The sequence below is a fragment of the Stenotrophomonas sp. CFBP 13724 genome (genome assembly GCF_014841975.1).
GTDB lineage: Bacteria > Pseudomonadota > Gammaproteobacteria > Xanthomonadales > Xanthomonadaceae > Stenotrophomonas > Stenotrophomonas lacuserhaii.
On sequence record NZ_JACYUW010000005.1, the window covers coordinates 176,582 to 193,105 of the forward strand.

Below are 16,524 nucleotides of genomic sequence, written 5' to 3' on the forward strand. Positions count from 1 at the left end.
GACCGACGTGCTGGGGGGAGCGTGGCATTGAACATCTCCGGCCCCTTCATCCGCCGCCCCATCGGCACCGCGCTGCTGGCGATCGGCCTGTTCATCATCGGCCTGATCTGCTACCTGAAACTGGGCGTCTCGGCGCTGCCGAACATCCAGATTCCGGTGATCTTCGTGCATGCCAACCAGTCCGGCGCCGATGCGTCGACCATGGCCTCCACGGTCACCGCGCCGCTGGAACGCCACCTGGGCCAGCTGCCGGGGATCGACCGCATGCGCTCGTCGAGCTCGGAAGGCAGCTCGCTGGTGTTCATGATCTTCCAGAGCGATGTCGACATCGATTCGGCCGCGCTGGACGTGCAGACGGCGATCAATTCGGCCCAGGCCGACCTGCCGTCCGGGCTGGGGTCGCCGATGTTCTCCAAGGCCAACCCCAACGATGACCCGGTCATCGCCATCGCGCTGACCTCTGAAACGCAGTCGGCCGACGACCTGTACAACGTCGCCGATTCACTGCTGGCCCAGCGCATCCGCCAGATCACCGGGGTGTCGTCGGTGGATATCGCCGGCGCCTCGACGCCGGCGGTGCGCGTGGACGTCAACCTGCGGCTGATGAATGCCCTGGGGCTGACCGCCGATGACCTGCGCAATGCGGTACGCGCGGCCAACGTCACCTCGCCCACCGGCTTCCTCAGCGATGGCAACACCACCACCGCGATCATCGCCAACGATTCGGTGGCACGCGCGGCGGACTTCGCCAACCTGATCATCAAAACCGGCGCGGACGGGCGCATCATCCGCCTGCAGGACATCGCCAACGTCTACGACGGCCAGCAGGATGCCTACCAGGCGGCGTGGTTCAACCACAAACCCGCGGTGGTGATGTATGTGTTCACCCGTGCCGGCGCGAACATCGTGGAGACCGTGGACCGGGTCAAGGAGCAGATCCCCACGCTGCGCGATTACCTGCAGCCGGGCACCACGCTGACCCCGTATTTCGACCGCACCCCGACCATCCGCGGCTCACTGCATGAAGTGCAGATCACGCTGCTGATCGCCCTGGCGATGGTGGTCCTGACCATGGCGCTGTTCCTGCGGCGGCTGGCGCCCACGCTGATCGCCGCCGTCACCGTACCGCTGTCGCTGGCCGGTGCGGCGCTGGTGATGTACGCGCTTGGCTTCACCCTGAACAACCTGAGCCTGCTGGCGCTGGTGATCGCCATCGGCTTCGTGGTCGACGATGCGATCGTGGTGATCGAAAACATCATGCGCCACCTGGACGAGGGCATGCCGCGCATGCAGGCGGCCTTCACCGGTGCGCGCGAGATCGGCTTCACCATCGTCTCGATCACCGCCTCGCTGGTGGCGGTGTTCATCCCGCTGCTGTTCGCCAAGGGGATGATGGGCGCGTTCTTCCGTGAGTTCACCGTCACCCTGGTGGCGGCCATCGTGGTGTCGATGATCATCTCGCTCACGCTGACCCCGGCGCTGTGCAGCCGCTTCCTGGACCCGCACGCCGATGCCGGCAAGCCGACCCGCTTCGGCCGTTGGCTGGACGCCGGGCACGACGGCATGCTGCGCGTGTATACCCGCCTGCTGGATTTCTCGCTGCGGCATGCGCTGCTGCTGTCGTTGACCCCGCTGATCCTGATCGGGGTGACCATCTTCCTGTTCGGCGCAGTCAAGAAGGGCGCATTCCCGCCGCAGGACACCGGCCTGATCTGGGGCCGTGCCAACTCCAGTGCGACGGTGTCCTTCGAAGACATGGTCAACCGCCAGCGCCGCATCACCGACATGCTGATGGCCGACCCGGCGGTGAAGACCGTCGGTGTGCGCCTGGGCAGTGGCCGACAAGGGTCCAGCGCGCAGTTCAACATCGAACTGAAAGCGCGCAAGGACGGCCGCCGCGAAACCACCGCGCAGGCGTTGTCGCGGCTGAGCGCCAAGGCCGACCGCTACCCCGACCTGCAGCTGCGCCTGCGCGCCATCCAGGACCTGCCCAGCAACGATGGCGGCGGCTCCAGCCAGGGCGCGCAGTACCGCGTATCCCTGCAGGGCAACGACCTGGCACAGCTGCAGGAGTGGTTGCCCAAGCTGCAGGCAGTGCTGAAGAAGAACCCGAAGCTGGCCGACGTGGGCACCGATGTCGACGATGCCGGACTGCGCCAGAACATCGTCATCGACCGCGCCAAGGCCGCACGCCTGGGGATCTCGATCGGCGCCATCGACGGTGCCCTGTACGGCGCGTTCGGCCAACGCCAGATCTCCACCATCTACTCGGACATCAACCAGTACAGCGTAGTGGTCAACGCGCTGCCCGAGCAGACCGCAACACCGGGTGCACTGGACCAGGTGTACGTGCGGGCGGGCAATGGCGAGATGGTGCCGCTCACCGCGGTGGCCGAGCAGGTCCCCGGGCTGGCGCCTTCGCAGATCACGCACGAAAACCAGTACACCACGATGGAGCTGAGCTACAACCTGGCACCCGGTACCAGCATGGGCGAGGCCAAGGCGATCATCGACAGCACCGTGGCCGGCATGCGCATGCCCGGCGACATCCGTTTGGCTGAAGGCGGTGGATTCGGTTTTGATTCGGACCCGATGGAAATGCTGGTGCTGGTGATGGCCGCGATCATGACCGTGTACCTGGTGCTGGGCATGCTGTACGAAAGCCTGATCCACCCGGTGACCATCCTGTCCACCCTGCCCGCTGCGGGCGTCGGTGCGCTGCTGGCGCTGTACGGCACCAACACCGAACTGTCGGTGATATCGATGATCGCGCTGGTGCTGCTGATCGGCATCGTCAAGAAGAACGCGATCATGATGATCGACTTCGCGGTGGTGGCCCAGCGCGAGCACGGCAAGAGTGCGCTGGAAGCCGCGCGCGAAGCCAGCATCGTGCGCTTCCGCCCGATCATGATGACCAGCATGGTGGCGATCCTCGCCGCGGTGCCGCTGGCGATCGGCATCGGTGAGGGCTCCGAACTGCGCCGCCCGCTGGGCATCGCGATGATTGGCGGCCTGCTGTTTTCGCAGAGCCTGACCCTGCTCAGCACCCCGGCGCTGTACGTGATCTTCTCCTGCCTGGCCCAGCACTGGCGCAGTTGGCGCAACCGCCGCCGCGAGAAGAAACAGCTCAGGCGCGCCGCCCGCGCCTGAGTTGCCAAAAAAGGGGACGGAGGGGATTAAGTCGCTTTCAGCTCGTAAAGGGCCATGAACGACTTAATCCCCTCCGTCCCCTTTTTGCTGAGATGCGCGCCAGCGTTACTCCCAGAGGTCCGGATCGGCAAGGTTGACGTAGCCGCCCGGGTAGCCGGGCCGTCCGCCGCTTACGATGCCACGCAGGACGAACGCACCGCTTTGCGGATCGCGGGTGAACAGGGGCCCGCCGCTGTCCCCCGCCCTGGAGCCCTTGCCGGGACTGCCGGCGCAGAGCCGGGGAAATTCACCCTGTTGCTTGCTGTGATGCTCATAGGGCACGTCGCACAGCTCCGGGGCGACAATCGGCAACTCGACGCTGTGCAAGCGGTCCGGAATGACCTCATTCTCGGTGAAACCCCAACCCGCCAGTGTCGCGACCAGACCGGCCGGCGGCGTCACGCCCACCGGGGGCAGACGTGCCGTGGCGGCGCCCTCGCGTGCGGCGTGCAGCCGGATGAACACAACATCCCGTCGCGGATGCGCCACCATGCTGAAGCCGGCGCCTTCTACCGCCTGGTCGGCAGGCTGCGAGCGGTCGGTGCGATCAAACACCAGTCGCCACTCCACACCCTCGTGGGGGAGACCGGTCTGCGGATTGAAGAAGCAGTGAGCCGCGCTGACGACCAGGTCGTCGGCGATCATCGACGCACCACAGCCATGCAGCCAAGCCTGAGAACCCAGGCTTCTGGCTTCTATATCGACAAGGAAAGGCAGTTCACCATCCGGCACCGGACGGCCTCCGTCGACAAACGGGATCATCGTACCCGCCGCGGACGGTCCTGCCACGACGAGCAGGGCAGCGGCGAGTACCATCTTCAGGCAACCTGCTTGGACGTGCATGGATTCATCCTCCTGTTGAGCCCCTGAGGGTACGTGGTTGCCAAGCGGCCAATGGCGGCGGACACGGCAGCGGACGGCGCAGGCGCACTTGATTTTCAACGTCAGTCGAGTCCTCGCACCGGAGCGGGAGGTGGTGGCGTCTCCGCTTGGAACGCGGCACTGACGCATTGACCGGATCATCAAGCCCCTCCGTCCCCTTTTTTCACACAGGTGCCGCAATAATGGGGACTGATGCTGTGAACGAGCCCGCATGTCTGCCCGCGAATCCCGTCTTAGCCGCCTGTGGGCGCACGAGAAGGCCAGTTATGGCCTGCGTGTTTTCATTGCCCTGAGTACGGCGATGGCCGTGTGCTGGCACTTCGACGCGCTGCCCGCACTGCCCGGCGTGTTCCTCGGCATCATCGCCAGCGCCATCGCCGAAACCGATGACAACGCCTGGGGTCGTACCAAGGCCGTAGTGCTTTCACTGCTGTGCTTCTGCATCGCCGCCGCTGCGGTGGTGTGGCTGTTCCCGCTGCCGTGGGTGTTCATCAGCGCGCTGGCGTTGTCCACCTTCTGCCTGACCCTGCTTGGCGGACTGGGTGAGCGCTACGCCTCCATTGCCCAGGCCACCGTGACCCTGGCCATCTACACCATGATCGGGCTGGAACAGCATGGCGCCGGTGACTGGCGTACGGCGCTGGACGCAGTCAGCCACCTGCTGGCAGGCGCGACCTGGTACGGCCTGCTGTCGATCCTGTGGACCGCGTTGTTCGCCAACCGCCCGGTGCGCGAACGGGTGGCCCGGCTGTATGTCGAACTGGGCCGCTACCTGCAGTTGAAGGCCACCCTGTTCGAACCGGTGCGCGAGGCCGACCTGCAACGCAGGCAGCTGGCGCTTGCCGAACAGAACCGCCGCGTGGTCGAGGCGCTGAACATCGCCAAGACCGCCATCCTGGCCCGCTTCGGCCGCTCTGGACGGCCGGCGGTGAACTCCGGGTTGTACCTGCGCCTGTATTACACCGCGCAGGATTTCCACGAGCGCGCCAGCTCCTCGCACTATCCGTACGGGGCGCTGGTGGATGCATTCTTCCACAGCGACGTGCTGTACCGCTGCCAGCGCCTGCTGGACCTGCAGGGCCAGGCGTGCGCCCGCCTGGGCGAGGCGATCCGCGTGCGTCGCCCCTTCGCATACGGCGACAGCAACCAGCAGGCGGCACGCGATCTGGTCGATTCGCTGGCCTTCCTGCGCGCGCAGGATCGTCCGCAGTGGCGCCGCCTGCTGGCCTCGCTGGACCTGCTGGTGCACAACCTGCAGAGCATCGGCCGCCGCCTGCTGGACGCCGAGAATTCGGACGCCACGCTGGACAACGTCGACACCCGGCTGCGCGACAACAATCCGCACACGCTGCGCGAGATGGCCACGCGCCTGCGGCAGCAGCTGACCCCGGGCTCGGTGCTGTTCCGCCATGGCCTGCGCATGGCCATCGCACTGGTCGTGGGCTTCGCCGCGATCTCGCTGTTCAATTTCCAGAACGGTTCGTGGGTCCTGCTGACCATCGTGTTCGTGTGCCGACCGAACTTCGGCGCTACCCGGCAACGGCTTGCGCAGCGGATCGCCGGCACGCTGGGTGGGCTGGTGCTGACCTGGGCGTTGCTGCAGCTGTTCCAGGACCTGCACAGCCAGTTGCTGATCGCGCTGCTGTCTGCGCTGCTGTTCTTCTTTACCCGTACCGACCGCTACCTGGTGGCCTCCGGCGCGATCACGGTGATGGCGCTGACCTGCTTCAACCTGATCGGCGATGGCTTCCTGCTGATCGTGCCGCGCATGGTGGACACCGTGCTCGGCTGTGCGATCGCCGCCGCTGCGGCCTTCCTGATCCTGCCGGACTGGCAGGGACGCCAGCTCAACAAGGTGCTGGCGCGCGTACTGGACAGTGCCGCGCGCTACCTGGAAGCGGTGCTGGGCCAGTACCGCAGCGGCATGCGCGATGACCTTGCCTACCGCATCGCCCGGCGTGACATGCACAACGCGGACGCAGCACTGTCCACGGCGTTGTCGAACATGCTGCGCGAGCCGGGCCATGTCCGCCGCAACCTCGATGCGAGCTTCCGCTTCCTGGCGTTGTCCAACACGCTACTGGGCCATCTGTCCGCACTGGGCGCGCATCGCGACCAGGTCGACAGCTTCGCCCAGGATCCGCTGGCGTTGTCCGCCGGCGAACGCGTGCAGCAGTCACTGAAGCAGCTGGCCACCGCGTTGGCCGAACGCCAGCCGATCGTAGAGGATGACGGCGAGGGTGACCGCGGCATTGCAGCGCAACTGGAGCAGTTTGAGGATGCGATGCCCCCGAAGCTGCAGTTGATCCGCACGCAGGTGGCGCTGGCATTGCGGTTGCTGCCGAAGCTGCGCAGGGCGGCCGATGAGGCGGTGCAGGGGCCGGTGCGGGAGCGGACTGCGAACGGGTGAGCCCCCCTCGCGGGTGGCTGGTTCAGAGCTGCAGCTGGTTGGGGCCGGGCGGTTGGGATCTGCAGGACACGCCGCAAGTACGTCCATGTAGGCTGCATCGCCGCATCCATGCGGCTCAGCGTCCTGCAGACCCCACCCGCCCGACCCCCTGACAGGTTCCGGTGGCCGCCACCCGCGTAGAAAAAAAGAAAAAAAGCGGTAGCGCCGAAGGCAGCGGCAGGAGCCGCTGCCAACGTCGCCTGCGACGGCCCGCAGGGTGCCCCGGTCAGGACGACCGGCATACCCATGGTCGGCGGAATCCATCAGACCCCATTCCCGCACCATCCGCCGACCATGGGTCGGCGCTACCAAGGGACCACCATGGACCTGTCGAAGGCGGGGCGGGGTGGGTTGGCGGGAACGCTCATCCGCATGGATGCGGATGGCGAGCCTCCATGGACGGATTCACGGCGATTCCCGCAAACCCACCCCGCCCCGCCAACAAGCAGCCCCGCAGCTTCTGACGTTGAACTTGACGTTGACCTTGCCTGAAGCCTGCCGCAGGCAAACACCCTCACCCGCGCGAATGCTAGGCTTCGCCGGTCCGAAGGGAGTTTCCATGTCAGGCCACAGCCAGTTCGCCCTGCTCCGCCAACGCCGCTTCCTGCCGTTCTTCATCGTGCAGTCGCTCGGCGCGTTCAATGACAACGTGTACCGCCAGGCCATCATCGGCCTGCTGTTCTACCTCGGTGTCTCCGATGAAGAACGCACGCTGTATACCAACCTGGCACCGGCCATCTTCATCCTTCCGTATTTCCTGTTCTCCGCACTGGCCGGGCAGATCGCCGACAAGCTGGAGAAATCGCGGCTGATCGTGATCACCACCACCATGGAGATCGTGATCATGACGCTGGCCGCAGCCGGCTTCCTCACCCAGAACATGACGCTACTGCTGATCGCGCTGTTCTGCACCGGACTGCAATCCACCCTCTTCGGCCCGGTGAAGTACTCGGTGCTGCCGTCGGTGCTCAGGCCGGAAGAGCTGACCGGCGGCAACGGCTTGGTGGAGATGGGCACCTCGATGTCCATCCTGACCGGCATGATCGTCGGTGGCCTGATCTTCACCCTGGCCGGCAGCCAGGGACCCACCGTCGCGGCCACCGCGGTGATCGCGCTGGCCGTGCTCGGCAATGTCTGCGCGCGGATGATCCCCAAGGTCGACGCCGGCGCGCCGGACCTGAAGATCAACTGGAATCCCCTGCCCGAATCGCTGGCCGTGCTGCGCATGGCGAAGAAACAGAAGGCGGTGCGCAACGCGATTCTCGGCGTCTCCTGGTTTTGGTTCGTCGGCACCATCCTGACGTCGCAGCTGCCGACCTATGCCATCACCAACCTGGGCGGCGAGCCCACGCTGTACATCTTCGCGCTGGCCCTGTTTTCGATCGGCACCGGCGTGGGTTCGCTGCTGTGCGAAAAGCTGTCCGGCCGCACGGTGGAAATCGGCCTGGTGCCGCTGGGTGCCTTCGGCATGACCGCCTTCCTGCTCGACCTGTACTTCGCCCGCGCCGGTGAAGCCACCGCGCAGGGGTTGTCCGTGACGGCCTTCGTGCAGCATGCCGGAAGCCTGCGCATCATCCTCGACCTGCTCGGCATCGGCCTGTTCACCGGCTTCTTCGTGGTACCGCTGTTCGCCTTGATACAGAGCCGCACGCCGAAGTCGGAGATGTCGCGCGTGTTCGCCGCATTGAACATCCAGAACTCCGGTTTCATCGTGGCCGCCGCAGGGATCGGGCTGGCTGCGCACGCGGCCGGGGTGACCATCCCGCAGCTGTTCCTGGGCCTGGCCATCGCCAACGCGCTCGTGGCGATCTATATCTTCACCATCGTGCCCGAGTTCCTGATGCGCTTCCTCAGCTGGCTGATGGTGCGCACGCTGTACCGCCTGCGCCCGCACGGCATCGAGGCCAACGTGCCCGATGAAGGCGCAGCGCTGATCGTCTGCAACCACGTCAGTTACCTGGACGCGCTGATCCTGTCGGCCAGCATCCCGCGTCCGGTGCGCTTCGTCATGTACTACCGCATCTTCAACATCCCGGTGATGAGCTGGATCTTCCGCACCGCCAAGACCATCCCGATCGCCGGTGCCAAGGAGGACCGTGCGTTGATGCTGCGCGCCTTCGATGAGATCGACGCGGCGCTGGCCGAGGGCGAGCTGGTATGCATCTTCCCGGAGGGCGCGCTGACCCGCGACGGGCAGATGGGCGCCTTCAAGAGCGGCGTGGAAAAGATCCTGGAACGGCGCCCGGTACCGGTGGTGCCGATGGCCCTGCGCGGCATGTGGAGCAGCATGTGGAGCCGGCGCGACAGCCGTCTCGGCCGCATGCGCGTGCCGCGCCGTTTCCGCGCCACCATCGACGTGGTGGCCGCGCCGCCGGTGGAGGGCAGCACCGCTACCGCCGAGTTGCTGGAAGCACGGGTGCGCACCTTGCGCGGCGAGCACGCCTGAGCTGACGAGTCCGTTTGGCGAGCCTGTAAGCGTTTCCAGCATTCGTGCCGAAACCGCATACAGATGACGCATGTTGCTGTAGATTACCCAGCCACAGGGGGGCGCACCGGCACGCCACGCAATCGCCGGCCACCAAGGAATGGAGTCTCGTACTTGAATCACCCACCGCCAATCGGCACCTCGTCGGTCTACATCCCCAACCATCTGGTCTGGGCGATCCTGTCGACGTTGTTCTGCTGCCTGCCGCTGGGTGTGGTGTCGATCGTCTATGCCGCCCAGGTTGATGGCCGCCGCGCTGCCGGTGACCTGGTGGGTGCGCACGAGGCATCGCGCAAGGCGGGGTGGTGGGCAGTGGCTTCGGCTGCTGCGCTGCCGGTCCTGTTGCTGTTGTGGTTCGGGCTGTTCGGCGGCATTGCCGCGCTGGGCGCGCTCTCCGGTAACTGAGTCACCACCATCCACCCGCAAGGAGCTTATGCAATGAATGCCACCACCCCGCAGATCCCGAACCACCTCGTGTGGGCCATCCTGAGCACGCTGTTCTGCTGCCTGCCGCTGGGCATCGTGTCGATCGTCTTCGCCGCGCAGGTCAACGGCAAGGTCGCTGCCGGCGATATCGCCGGCGCCCGCGAGGCCTCGGACAAAGCCAAGAAGTTCGCCATGTGGGCGGCAATCGCCGGCGTCGTGGTCATCGTGCTGTACGCGATCTTCGTCGTTGCCCTGGGTGGCATGGGCGCGCTGAGCAACAGCGGCTACTGAGTTGCCTGACGGGACCCGGCATCGCGCCGGGTCCCGTTTTTCCGCCATGCCCGTGCCCACCCTCCCGCCTTCGCTGCAACGCTGGTTGCCCTTGGCAACCGTGGCCACGCTCGCCGTGGGCGCCACGCTGGTCCTGCACAACGTCGATCCCTACGCCGCGGGCAATCCGCTGCCCTCCTGCCCGTTGTATGCGCTGACCGGGCTCTATTGCCCTGGCTGCGGCAGTACGCGCTGCCTTTATTCCCTCGTGCATTTCGACCTGCCCGGCGCGATGGCGATGAACCCGTTGCTGGTGCTCAGCCTTCCGTTGCTGCTGCTGATGCTGCTCAATGGCGCCGGCGTCCGTCCGCGCCTGTTCGACCCGCTGATGCGCGTATTGGCCAAGCCGATGTTCTGGTTGATCGTGCTGGTGGGCTATGCAGTGCTGCGCAACCTGCCGTGGGCGCCGTTCACCGGGTTGGCACCGGGCTGATTCCCCCGGTGGGTGACGACCGTTGGTCGTCACGCCTTTGCCGCCGCGCTACGTCACCCAGCCGGCAATCACCAGCAGCGCCAGCACCGCCAGCCACAGCAGCAGCATGCGCCAGACCAGGCTCATCGCATCGCGCAGTTCCGGCAGGCGCTGCCATACCGGCAGCAGGCCGGCTTCGGTGTAGTCGTGTGCTTCTTCGCGCAGTTCGGCATTCACGCTGGCCCGCGCCACCGCACCGAGGAAGCCGATGTCATGCCGCCAGCGTTCGCCATGGGCCTGCCGCCATGCCTTCCATGCGGCATCGAAATTGCCCACCAGCGCCATCGACAACGCCATCAACTGGGCCACTGGCCATTCCAGCCACCCCAGTACCCGCTGCGAAGCGAGCAGCGTTTCCGGCGCCACCCGCGCGCGCATCGGACTGATCGACATCAGGGCCAGCAGGCGGTAACCCAGCGCACCGGCCGGCCCCAGCAGCAGGAACCAGAACAGCACCGCGAACCAGCGCCGCAGCGCGTTGTAGACGGTGGCATCGACCAGCGAAGGCAGGTCATCACGCAGGCTGCCACCGGCCGCCTGCAGGGTGTGCAGGGCAGCGTGGCGCAGCGCCGGTTCGTCGGCGTCGATGACCGCTTCGACATCGCGGTCCAGGTCACGCGGACCCCAGCACCACGCCAGCACGGCAATGCCCAGCAACAGCGATGGCAGGCCGAACAGCGTGCCGCGCAGCAACCACGCCAGCAGCCCGAGCAGCAGCACCGGCGGCAGCACCGCCAGGACGACCCCGAGCGGACCGCGCCCGGACGGGCCGGCGTGCAAGTCCAGCCATCCCAGCCAGCGTCGGAAGCCATCGAATCGGCGCAGCGTTGCGGCAGCCGCTGGCGCAACATGGCCAAGGGCCAGGGCGACCAGCACGGCGACCAGCGTGGTGAACATCAGGCGCTCCCAGGCTGCTGCCGGTACCAGTGTTCGATCAGGCTGCGGGAGATGGAGATCGGCGGCGACAGTCGGATGCCTTCGCCGTCGTCGTGCACGTCGCGCGCGATCGCCGCGCCCACTTCTTCGGCGGTGAACCAGCGCGCGTCTTCCAGCTCACCGTCCACTTCCGGTTCGCCATCGTCGGCCTGGGCGCTGAAACCGACCATCAGGGCACCGGGGAACGGCCACGGCTGGGTGCCGAGGTACTGGCAGGCGCGGACGCGTACCTTGCTCTCCTCGAACACTTCGCGCACCACGGTCTGCTCGAGCATTTCGCCAGGTTCGACAAAGCCGGCCAGCACCGAATAACGCCGCGGGGCCCAGCTGGCCTGGCGGCCCAGCAGCAGGCGCCCGCGGTTTTCCACCGCCACGATCACCGCCGGATCCACGCGCGGGTAATGTTCCACCGCGCACTGCTGGCAGCGGCCGACGAAGCCGCCGCGTTCGAAGCGCACATCGCCGCCGCACACCCCGCAGAAACGGTTGCGCGAATGCCAGTACGACATTCCACGTGCGTAGCTGAAGGCGCTGGCATCGGCCACCGACCAGGACAGCGCGGCCTGGCGCAGGTCCATGCGCCCGGGCGCGGCCACGTCAAGCACGGAGGCTTCGACGGAGAACCACGCCTGATCGCCGCGCAGGCCGAGGAACACCGCGGTGCCGGGACCTCCACCGATATCGGCGCCGGTCAACGGCAATGGCTGGTCATCGGCGCCGGTGAACGCGGTGCCGTCGCGGTCCAGCACCAGCAGGCGGGCATCCGGCCACAGACGCGCAAGGGCATCGGCGTCGGCACGCAGGGCATCGGCGCGCTCGAGCGGCTCACCAACGAAGGAAAAACCGGACAGCGGCGAAAGAGGGGTAGACATGCGGCAAGCCTGCCCGGATGGACGGTTGCTGGCAAGCCTCGGCAGCACGCGAAGTGCTGCCGGAAGCCGTTTACATGCTGAAACTGCTACCGCAGCCGCAGGTCGTCTTGGCGTTCGGATTGCGGATCACGAACTGCGCACCGGTCAGGCTCTCGGTGTAATCCACCTCAGCGCCCATCAGATACTGCAGGCTCAACGGATCCACCAGCAGGGTGACCCCGCTGGTCTGCACGGCCAGATCGTCCTCGGCGCGGTTCTCGTCGAATTCGAAGCCGTACTGGAAGCCGGAACAGCCACCGCCCTCGATGTAGACGCGCAGCGCCAGTTCGGCATTGCCTTCATCCTGGATCAGCTCGCGCACCTTCGCCGCAGCGGACTCGGTGAAGTTCAACGGGCGGTCAAGGGACTGGTAGCCCGGCGCCGCTTCGGCGGTACCGGGTAGTGAAATCAGCGTGCTCATGCGGTCAGCATGGGGCCGCCCGCACCGGCTTTCAAGCCATGGCCTCGGCCAGCTTGCGGCGCGCGGCGGTATCGCCCTTGCCGGTGCCCGCCTCGTCGGCAGCACCTTCCGGCGGCGGAAGCGCGGCCATCGGAGCGCTGGCGTGGATCAACCGCCCATTCAGCTGCGCGCCGGCGGCCATTTCGACCACCTGGTAATGAACATTGCCGTTCACCCGCGCGCTAGGGGTAAGTTCAACCCGCTCGCTGGCGTGCACGTCGCCGTCCATGCGGCCACTGATGACCACCACCTGGGCGCGGATCTCGCCTTCCACCACGCCATTGTCGGCCAGGGTGATGTTGGCGTTGCTTGCACCTTCCTGGGCAATGACCTTGCCGTGGATACGGCCTTCGACGTACAGGCCACCGCTGAATTCGACGTCGCCGCGGATCACCACCTGGCTGCCGATCAATGCATCGACCACCAGCTGTCCGTCACGGCTGGACTTGCTGCTTCCAAACATCTGCCTACTCCCCGTTCGCGGCCGGTGCCCCGGCCTGTTTCCAGTCAAATACCTGCGTGGAACCCCCCGTCCCACTTCCCAGTGTCACCTTAACCCGCTGCGGGGTGAAGTCCGCCGGCAGGATCACGCTGCCGCCCAGCTGCTGGAAGTACCGGAAAGAATACTCCTGCCCCGGCACGTTGCTGCGCTGGTGCAGCTCATCCCAGCTGACCGTGGCCAGCCGGCCGTTCTTCACCCCTTCCACGGTGAAGCGCATCTGCCCTTGGCTGATGGCGCCGCGGTTGAGGTTCTGGGTCAGCACCACGCTGTACTGCCAGGTACCCGCCGTTTCAGGGCGGAACTCAATGGAATGGGTGTTGAGGCCCTTGCGCTGGCTGGTGGCGCCGACCAGCCGTTCATAGAACGCGACATCGGCACGCAGACCGGCGATCTCCTCATCACGCTCGGCCAGCGAGGCCTGCACCTCGTTGTTGGCTGCCCGGCTGATGCGGTCGGAGGCTTCCAGCGTGGCCTGCTTCTGGCGCAGTTCGACCAGCTGCTGCTGCAGGCTTTCGGCGCGCTGCTGCGCGCCTTCCAGGGTATCGCCTACTTCACCGCCCGGACGACCCAGCCAGAAGCCGAGCAGGCCGGCCAGCAGCAGCGCGATTATGGCGCCGGCAGCCAGCACCCAGAGACGGCGACGGTCATGCGGCCCCGCGGCCTGGCCGGGCATGCGGATCTGGACGCGCGAAGGCGGACGGTTGTTCATGGCAGGTCTCCGGAGCATCGGTCAGTGCGATGCAGGCTCGGCCTCGGCGGATCAGTCGGGCCATTGTAATTCAGGACGCAGGTGACACCGGCGGCCGTCCATGAGCGCAGCTGTGGCGTTCAGCCTCTCCATCGCCGATAGTGCAGCCTTCGAACGTGCCGTTCGTGCTGGCCGGCTACCCGCGGCAGGCATGTCCACCTCGCTGACCGGAGCCTTCGCCATGACCGACGCCCACCTGTTCGTGATCGGCATCCTGCTGGCCTGGCTGGCCGGCATCCGTGTCTACCTCACCGTGTTCGGCGTGGGTCTGGCCGGGCTGCTGGGCTGGGTCGACCTGCCACCGGCCCTGCAGGCCACCGAATCGTGGTGGGTGCTGGGCACCTCGGCGGTGCTGGCCGTCGCCGAATTCTTCGCCGACAAGATCCCCGGCGTGGATTCGGCATGGGACCTGCTGCAGACCCTGGCCCGCGTGCCGGCCGGCGCGTTCCTCGCCGCCGCTACCTTGTCGCCTGACGGGGACCTCGGCACCGGCACGCTGCTGGCCGGTGCGGGCGTCGCGCTGGCCAGCCACGGACTGAAATCCGGCACCCGCGCACTGCTCAATACCTCGCCCGAACCGGCCAGCAACTGGGTTGCCTCGGCGGCCGAAGATACCGTGGTGGTCGGCGGGCTTGCGTTGGCACTGGCCCATCCTTGGCTTGCGCTGGGCGTGGTGCTGGCCTGCAGCCTGGCCGGCGCGTTGACTGTCTGGCTGGTATGGCGCGCGCTCTGGAGAGGAATGCGCTGGCTGGCCGGTAACGATCGCGACGCGCCCCGCACCGGGCCTGCCGCATAATCCCCCTACTCCCCCTGCCGGCGACTCCGTGAACGATACCCACCCGCCACGCAACGCGCGTGCAGAAACCCCGCCCGCCGATCATTGGCAGCGTTGGGCCAGCGTGCCTTCGCAGGCGCCGTCCAGCGCTGCGACGACGGCTGCGGCAGACGACAATGTCATCGCGCTGCCCGGTGCGACCCCACCGCCGCTGCACACCGCCGCGGATGCACAGGACGATCTACCAACCGGCTTCCTCCCCAGCGACGCGCCGTATCGCATCCTGGTGGTGGAAGACGACCGGGCGCAGGCCCTGTTCGCACAGAGCGTGCTGCATGGCGCCGGCATGGAAGCGATCGTGGTGGGCGATGCGGAGAGCGTGCAGCCGGCCCTGAAGGAGCATGCGCCGGACCTGATCCTGATGGACCTGCACCTGCCCGGCCTGGATGGCATGCGGCTCACTGCGATGATCCGCCAGTTGCCCGGCCTGCAGATGCTGCCGATCGTGTTCCTCAGCGGTGATCCCGATCCGGAACGCCAGTTCGAAGTCCTCGACAGCGGCGCCGATGATTACCTGAGCAAGCCGATCCGCCCGCGCCACCTGATCGCGGCGGTCTCCAACCGCATCCGTCGCGCACGTGCGCAGGCGGCAGCGCAGACCGGTGACCGCGGCGGTCCGCTGCTCAACAACCCGGAAACCGGGCTGCCGACCCGCCACCACCTGCTGCAGCAGCTGTCTGCCGCGCTCGGCCACCGCGACCGCGGCGGTCTGTTCTTCATTGAAATCGCCAGCGCGCTGGGCCTGCGCGAGCGCTATGGCTATGCCGCCTTCGAGCGCCTGATGGTGCAGGCTGGGCAACGGTTGGCCGAAGCCGCACAGCCGCACCTGCTGGCGCGCCTGAACGACAACAGTTTCCTTGCCCTGGCACGCGGCGTCGACGAAGAGCAGCTGGACGCCACCGCGCAGTCGCTGCGCGAACAGTTGTCCAGCCGTGCCTTCGTGATCCGCGACGATGAATCGGTGCACCTGCGCGGGGTGATCGGTTTCGCGGCGCTGTCGCCGGGCTTCCCGGACGTCGGCAGCGCGCTGGAGGCGATCGAGCGCACCACGCTGCAGGCACGCCTGCTGACCGCCGGTGTAGCCGGGTTCGTGCCGCACGAAGAAACCAGCAGCGATGAACACCTGGCGATGCTGGACGGCCAGCTGGAACTGGCTTACCAGCCGATCGTCGCCGTGGCCGGTGGCGGCAACGCGCAGTACCAGGTCCTGCTGCGGCTGCGCCAGGCCGATGGCAGCGTGCTGACCGCCGGCCAGGTCATACCTGCCGCCGAGGCGGCTGGCCGCATCGCCGACCTCGATCAGCAGGTGATCGACCATGCGCTGGGCCTGCTCGACCATTACCGCCATGCCACTCCGCCACTGCATCTGTTCGTATCGCAGTCGCTGCGCACGCTGGCGCGCGATGCGTTCGCCGACTGGCTGATCGAATCGCTGCAGCAGCGGCAATTGGACGGCAGTGCACTGGTGGTCGACGTGCGCCTGCCCGATGCACTGATCCACACCGTCACCCTGCAGCAGTTCTGCACGCGGGTCAGTGCCTTGGGCGTGCGCTTCTGCCTGAGCCAGTTCGAACCCGGGCCGGAGGCCAATGCCCTGCTGACCCAGCTGCCGCTGTCGTTCGTGCGCATGGCAGGACGTTTCTCCAGCAGCCACGCCAACCCGCAGACGCGCGATGAAATGCGCGCTGCGATCGACGTGGCGCACCGCGCCAACCTGCTCATCATCGGCCAGCAGATCGAAGATCCCCAAGCCGCGGCGGCGATGTGGGTAGGCGGCGTGGATTTCATCCAGGGCAACATGGTGCAGTCGGCCGGCAGCGACCTGGATTTCGACTTCCTCAACGCGGTGCTCTGACCCGGTGACCCACGGACGGGGCCGATGGATCTATCGGGCCGGGC

General features: G+C 66.9%; 14 protein-coding genes. 8 read left to right on the forward strand and 6 right to left on the reverse strand.

What is annotated here, in order from left to right:
- The first annotated feature begins 27 nt into the window (after window positions 1-27).
- Entirely contained in the window at window positions 28-3,150 is a 3,123-nt protein-coding gene (locus IFT63_RS16915; protein WP_042614915.1) for an efflux RND transporter permease subunit, read from the forward strand.
- Window positions 3,151-3,255: 105 nt separating this feature from the next.
- Here the strand turns inward: IFT63_RS16915 and IFT63_RS16920 are convergent, their stop codons facing one another.
- Window positions 3,256-4,032, reverse strand: a complete 777-nt coding sequence (locus IFT63_RS16920; RefSeq protein ID WP_192085191.1) for a serine protease — start codon at window positions 4,030-4,032, stop codon at window positions 3,256-3,258.
- A gap of 250 nt (window positions 4,033-4,282) precedes the next feature.
- On the opposite strand from IFT63_RS16920, the gene yccS reads away from it, so the two are divergent.
- The 5 genes from yccS to IFT63_RS16945 all read left to right on the forward strand — a co-directional run bounded on the left by yccS (window position 4,283) and on the right by IFT63_RS16945 (window position 10,194).
- Complete coding sequence (gene yccS / locus IFT63_RS16925; RefSeq protein ID WP_192085192.1) at window positions 4,283-6,481, forward strand: YccS family putative transporter; 2,199 nt, start codon at window positions 4,283-4,285, stop codon at window positions 6,479-6,481.
- 598 nt (window positions 6,482-7,079) lie between these two features.
- A complete protein-coding gene (locus IFT63_RS16930; protein WP_192085193.1) occupies window positions 7,080-8,966 on the forward strand; it encodes an MFS transporter in 1,887 nt (628 codons plus the stop codon).
- A gap of 153 nt (window positions 8,967-9,119) precedes the next feature.
- Window positions 9,120-9,410, forward strand: a complete 291-nt coding sequence (locus tag IFT63_RS16935) for a CD225/dispanin family protein (protein ID WP_042614298.1) — start codon at window positions 9,120-9,122, stop codon at window positions 9,408-9,410.
- Between the two features lie 33 nt (window positions 9,411-9,443).
- A complete protein-coding gene (locus IFT63_RS16940) occupies window positions 9,444-9,722 on the forward strand; it encodes a CD225/dispanin family protein (RefSeq protein WP_042614297.1) in 279 nt (92 codons plus the stop codon).
- 46 nt (window positions 9,723-9,768) lie between these two features.
- Window positions 9,769-10,194, forward strand: coding sequence for a DUF2752 domain-containing protein (locus IFT63_RS16945; protein ID WP_042614296.1), 426 nt, complete (start codon window positions 9,769-9,771; stop codon window positions 10,192-10,194).
- Between the two features lie 48 nt (window positions 10,195-10,242).
- Here IFT63_RS16945 and ampE read toward each other — a convergent pair whose 3' ends face one another.
- The 5 genes from ampE to IFT63_RS16970 form a co-directional block, all read right to left on the reverse strand.
- Window positions 10,243-11,130, reverse strand: coding sequence for a regulatory signaling modulator protein AmpE (gene ampE, locus IFT63_RS16950; RefSeq protein ID WP_042614295.1), 888 nt, complete (start codon window positions 11,128-11,130; stop codon window positions 10,243-10,245).
- Window positions 11,130-12,041: an NAD(+) diphosphatase gene (gene nudC / locus IFT63_RS16955; protein WP_042614294.1), complete on the reverse strand. Its 912-nt coding sequence runs from the start codon at window positions 12,039-12,041 to the stop codon at window positions 11,130-11,132. The genes ampE and nudC overlap by 1 nt, the downstream gene beginning before the upstream one ends.
- A gap of 70 nt (window positions 12,042-12,111) precedes the next feature.
- Entirely contained in the window at window positions 12,112-12,501 is a 390-nt protein-coding gene (erpA, locus tag IFT63_RS16960; RefSeq protein WP_042614293.1) for an iron-sulfur cluster insertion protein ErpA, read from the reverse strand.
- Window positions 12,502-12,532: 31 nt separating this feature from the next.
- Window positions 12,533-13,003, reverse strand: a complete 471-nt coding sequence (locus IFT63_RS16965) for a polymer-forming cytoskeletal protein (protein WP_042614292.1) — start codon at window positions 13,001-13,003, stop codon at window positions 12,533-12,535.
- A gap of 4 nt (window positions 13,004-13,007) precedes the next feature.
- Window positions 13,008-13,751: a DUF6776 family protein gene (locus IFT63_RS16970; RefSeq protein WP_192085194.1), complete on the reverse strand. Its 744-nt coding sequence runs from the start codon at window positions 13,749-13,751 to the stop codon at window positions 13,008-13,010.
- A 220-nt stretch (window positions 13,752-13,971) separates the two neighbouring features.
- On the opposite strand from IFT63_RS16970, the gene IFT63_RS16975 reads away from it, so the two are divergent.
- Together IFT63_RS16975 and IFT63_RS16980 are read left to right on the forward strand one after the other, a co-directional pair.
- A complete protein-coding gene (locus IFT63_RS16975; protein WP_042614305.1) occupies window positions 13,972-14,586 on the forward strand; it encodes a DUF4126 domain-containing protein in 615 nt (204 codons plus the stop codon).
- 28 nt (window positions 14,587-14,614) lie between these two features.
- Window positions 14,615-16,480, forward strand: a complete 1,866-nt coding sequence (locus IFT63_RS16980; protein WP_042614290.1) for an EAL domain-containing response regulator — start codon at window positions 14,615-14,617, stop codon at window positions 16,478-16,480.
- The last annotated feature ends 44 nt before the right edge of the window (window positions 16,481-16,524 follow it).